Source organism: Adlercreutzia shanghongiae (genome assembly GCF_035830635.1).
In the GTDB taxonomy this organism is placed as follows: Bacteria; Actinomycetota; Coriobacteriia; order Coriobacteriales; family Eggerthellaceae; genus Adlercreutzia; species Adlercreutzia shanghongiae.
The window spans coordinates 1-3,119 of record NZ_JAYMFI010000010.1 but is presented as its reverse complement, the minus strand read 5'-3'; the positions used below and the strand labels follow the sequence as shown (position 1 = coordinate 3,119).

Sequence of the window (3,119 nt, the reverse complement as noted above, 5' to 3'; positions counted from 1 at the left end):
TCCGTACCGGGCGTATTCAGGCTGTTCGGCCCGAACTGCTTCAGCCCCGCCATCAGGTCGTTCGCGTCGGCGATGTAGGGGTTGTTTGCCAGCACGTCTCCTCGGGACAGCGAATCCCGAACGGTGGGAGCGAGCTTCTCGGAGGTCACGGCATCGTTGGCTATCATGCTGTTCACTACCTGCTTCGTGGTGTGCTCAACGAGCGCCACGATGGCCTTCTCGATGTTGTTGAGGTTCGCGGCGTTGATGGGGGTGCCTCCGTCCTCGCCGTCCTGCCACACCGTCGGTGTGTAGGTGATCTCCTCGGGCGCTGTCTGGGCGGTGTCGGCATGGGCCGTCTGATCGTTGGGCATATCGCCCTCCTTCCTTAATAGCTGAAGTCAGTCCACGCGCCGCGATCCTGCGGGAACGTGGAGTTGCCGGGGAACGTCGTCGCGGAGGGCCACAGGGCCGCTCCCGCGAGCGCTGCGTCCCATCGCCTGAACGACTTGATTTTTCTCGCGACCTCGTCCGTGAACAGCCACGTCATGCCGTCCCACTTGTCCTCCGGCTCGTCGTGGCCGAAGTGGATGCCCTGGTTGTGCAGGGTCGCCCAGTAGGCCGCCTCCTGGGCCGCCTGCCGGGAGTCGGACGCATGGGACATGGCGGCTGCCTCCGATGCGGCGGCGTTGGCCTCGGACGCCGCAGAGGCCTCCATGGAGGTCCTGGCGTCCGCCCTCATGATGTTCACGTCGTGGCGCACGAGGTCCACGTCCGTGGGGATGCCTATCTCCTTGCGGTCGATTACCTGGTCTGACATATGTCCTCCTATACGGCTTCGAAGTAGCCCCAGCCCATCAGCTCGCTCTCGCCGCCGGGGCCGTGCGCGTCGATTCGCCACTCCCCCGTCCTGACCTGCAGCGAGCGGGTCTGGGAGCCTGTGAGGGACGCGACGCACAGGCCGTCGTAGGTGCAGGTGCACGGCACTGACAGCAGGGCCTCCCCGTCCTTCGAAAGCAACAGATCGGCGATCCACGCGCTCATGTCCACCGCCTTGTAGCCGCCACCGTAGTCGCGCTGCCACCTCACGCCCAAGCGCTCGTCAGCCCCCCTGTGGATGAGGAAGTCGCCCCGGGGCACGTGCCTAGACAGCGTCGGCATTGTCGGCTCCCGCCATGAACGAGTTGTACGCGGCGTCCTGGGCCTGCGCCATGGCGCGGAACGCCTTGAAGCAGTCGGGGCACAGGAAGCGGGTGCTCACCGAGCCGTCGGCGTTGGTGTGCCCTGCGTTCTTCCAGTTCTGATCGATCGGGCTTCCCTGCGCGGCGTAGGTCTGGGTATTGCAGCGGTCGCACACGAGCGAGTAGAATCCCTCTGTCTTTGCCATCAGCTCTTCCTTTCGTAGATGTAGAGTGTCTTTCCCGTCATGGGCACATGGAAGGCGGTCAGCCTCCCCCACTCGCCCGGGTACCCCGACTCTGCGGGGCTTTCGTTCTTGGACATGAAGACCGTTCCCCCGACGGGGATGACGGCCCTCTCAAGCTCGGCCACCTTCTTTGCCATCTCACCGATCTTCTCGGTCGCCTGGAACGCCCTCGTCCCCGAGGGGGCGGAGGCGGAGGCCAAGGCGGCGGCCATGCGCTCCTCCCTGCGCCGCATCACGGCGGCGTCGTTTCCGGTCGCGGGCCTGTACTTCGCCACGGCGTCACCTCCTCGGTCGGCACTGGACGGTGAGCATCGGTGAGCCTGCGGAGCCGGACACGTCGGTGACCTTCAGCTCCAAAAGCCCCTCACCCGTCCTCACGTCGGCCCAGTCGCCCACCCTCACGGGCACGTCGCGGCGAACCTTCAGGCCGCGCGTCCGCTGCGGCTCGTCGCCCGCCCCCACCGCTGCGGAGGCGTATGACTTGAGCGTTGGAAGCTCGGACACCGACGAGTGCGAGGTGTCCGCCGCTTGCAGAACGGGCCACCCGGCGGCGGTCAGCTCTCCGGATACGGCGCGGGCAACGAGCAGCTTGTCCTCGTCCTTGCCGCCCGAGGCGAAGCACTGGGTGCACATATCGCCGCCGTCGCAGTCCTCGTCGCCCACCTCCACCGGGGAGAGGGGCACGACCGCGTTCCACCTCCACCAGTTGTCGCGGATCTCGTCCGAGGTGCGCTGGTGGAACCTGAGCGAGCCGTCAGACCCGATGACGGGATCGAACCTGATCTCCGGGCCGTCCTCCAAGTCCCCTATGTCGGAGATGCGGGAGAGCACGGTGGCGAGGTCGTAGGAGTTGTAGTTGCGCTCGTGCGATCCTCCCGTGAGGGTCGCGGGAACGATGGGCAGAGCGCCCCATTTAAGGGTCTCGGAGATCAGCTTGGACACGATGTCCGAGTAGGATCCCCTGAGCGAGAGCGGCCAGTTGCCGGATGGGTGCTCCTCGTCGATGAGCACGTAGCCGTCCCTCCACGAGGAGGCCAGCGCGTGGTTCAGCACGAGGCGCTTTTCCAGCACGGTTGATCCTCCCCCGCAATCGACCGACCACAGGCCGCCCGACTTCTTGGCATGGGTGACGTATCCCGCGTGGATCACCCTCCCGCCCTCCACCGCCGCCAGCACCGTGCCGTAGGCCCGCAGGTGGCTGGCCGCGTCCACGGTGGCCGGGAGCGTTGCCGTGAGGGAACCCGGCTCGTTGATCGAGTCTGACCACGACACCGATGCGGCGGGAAGCCGCGCCAGATGCGCGCCGGTGAGGCCCGAGTAGGCGTGGAGCGTCACCATGCGATCACCTCCACACCGGGGCCACGGTCACGGCCACCGTCGCCCCCGAGTTGCACGACACCGCGATCTCGGACGTTCCCGGCGGCACCTGGAACGCGTCGTCCACGGTCACCGTGCCCGAGGACGGTGCCATGTCCGCGAAGTCGAGCGAGAGATCGTCGGCGCTGCCGCTCCACGTGACCGAGTGGCCCCCGAGCGACAGCGTGAGGAACGTGACCCGCCCCGTCACCTTGACGGACGGCCATGCCCCGGTGTTCCCATCGTTGCGGACGGCGCACTTGCCGCCCGATGCGGTGTAGCGCACCGGATCTCCCCGCTTTACGGGATCGGGGCACGTGACGATCAGATCGAAGGCCAGCTTGGACTCGCCGCCCAG

General features: G+C 67.0%; 7 protein-coding genes. All 7 read right to left on the bottom strand.

Annotated features, from left to right (window positions below):
- On the bottom strand, positions 1-353 hold a 353-nt coding region (locus tag VJ923_RS06275; protein ID WP_326439671.1), incomplete at its 3' end, for a hypothetical protein.
- Positions 354-367: 14 nt separating this feature from the next.
- Positions 368-799: a hypothetical protein gene (locus VJ923_RS06270; protein ID WP_326439669.1), complete on the bottom strand. Its 432-nt coding sequence runs from the start codon at positions 797-799 to the stop codon at positions 368-370.
- 8 nt (positions 800-807) lie between these two features.
- Positions 808-1,140 carry a hypothetical protein gene (locus VJ923_RS06265; protein ID WP_326439667.1) on the bottom strand — a complete coding sequence of 111 codons (333 nt, stop codon included), beginning with the start codon at positions 1,138-1,140 and terminating at the stop codon, positions 808-810.
- The gene (locus VJ923_RS06260) at positions 1,124-1,366 is read right to left on the bottom strand and encodes a hypothetical protein (RefSeq protein WP_326439665.1); all 243 of its coding nucleotides are present in this window, start codon (positions 1,364-1,366) and stop codon (positions 1,124-1,126) included. The genes VJ923_RS06265 and VJ923_RS06260 overlap by 17 nt, the downstream gene beginning before the upstream one ends.
- Positions 1,366-1,680 carry a hypothetical protein gene (locus VJ923_RS06255; protein WP_326439663.1) on the bottom strand — a complete coding sequence of 105 codons (315 nt, stop codon included), beginning with the start codon at positions 1,678-1,680 and terminating at the stop codon, positions 1,366-1,368. Before VJ923_RS06255 ends, VJ923_RS06260 begins: the two co-directional genes overlap by 1 nt.
- A 4-nt stretch (positions 1,681-1,684) precedes the next feature.
- On the bottom strand, positions 1,685-2,743 hold the full coding sequence (locus VJ923_RS06250) for a hypothetical protein (protein WP_326439661.1): 1,059 nt from the start codon (positions 2,741-2,743) through the stop codon (positions 1,685-1,687).
- 4 nt (positions 2,744-2,747) lie between these two features.
- The coding region (locus tag VJ923_RS06245; protein WP_326439659.1) for a hypothetical protein at positions 2,748-3,119 on the bottom strand (372 nt) is incomplete at its 5' end.

Coding starts and splice junctions, on each gene's coding strand:
- VJ923_RS06270 (WP_326439669.1), bottom strand. CDS start 799: ATGTCAGACCAGGTAATCGACCGCAAGGAGATAGGCATCCCCACGGAC.
- VJ923_RS06250 (WP_326439661.1), bottom strand. CDS start 2,743: ATGGTGACGCTCCACGCCTACTCGGGCCTCACCGGCGCGCATCTGGCG.
- VJ923_RS06265 (WP_326439667.1), bottom strand. CDS start 1,140: ATGCCGACGCTGTCTAGGCACGTGCCCCGGGGCGACTTCCTCATCCAC.
- VJ923_RS06260 (WP_326439665.1), bottom strand. CDS start 1,366: ATGGCAAAGACAGAGGGATTCTACTCGCTCGTGTGCGACCGCTGCAAT.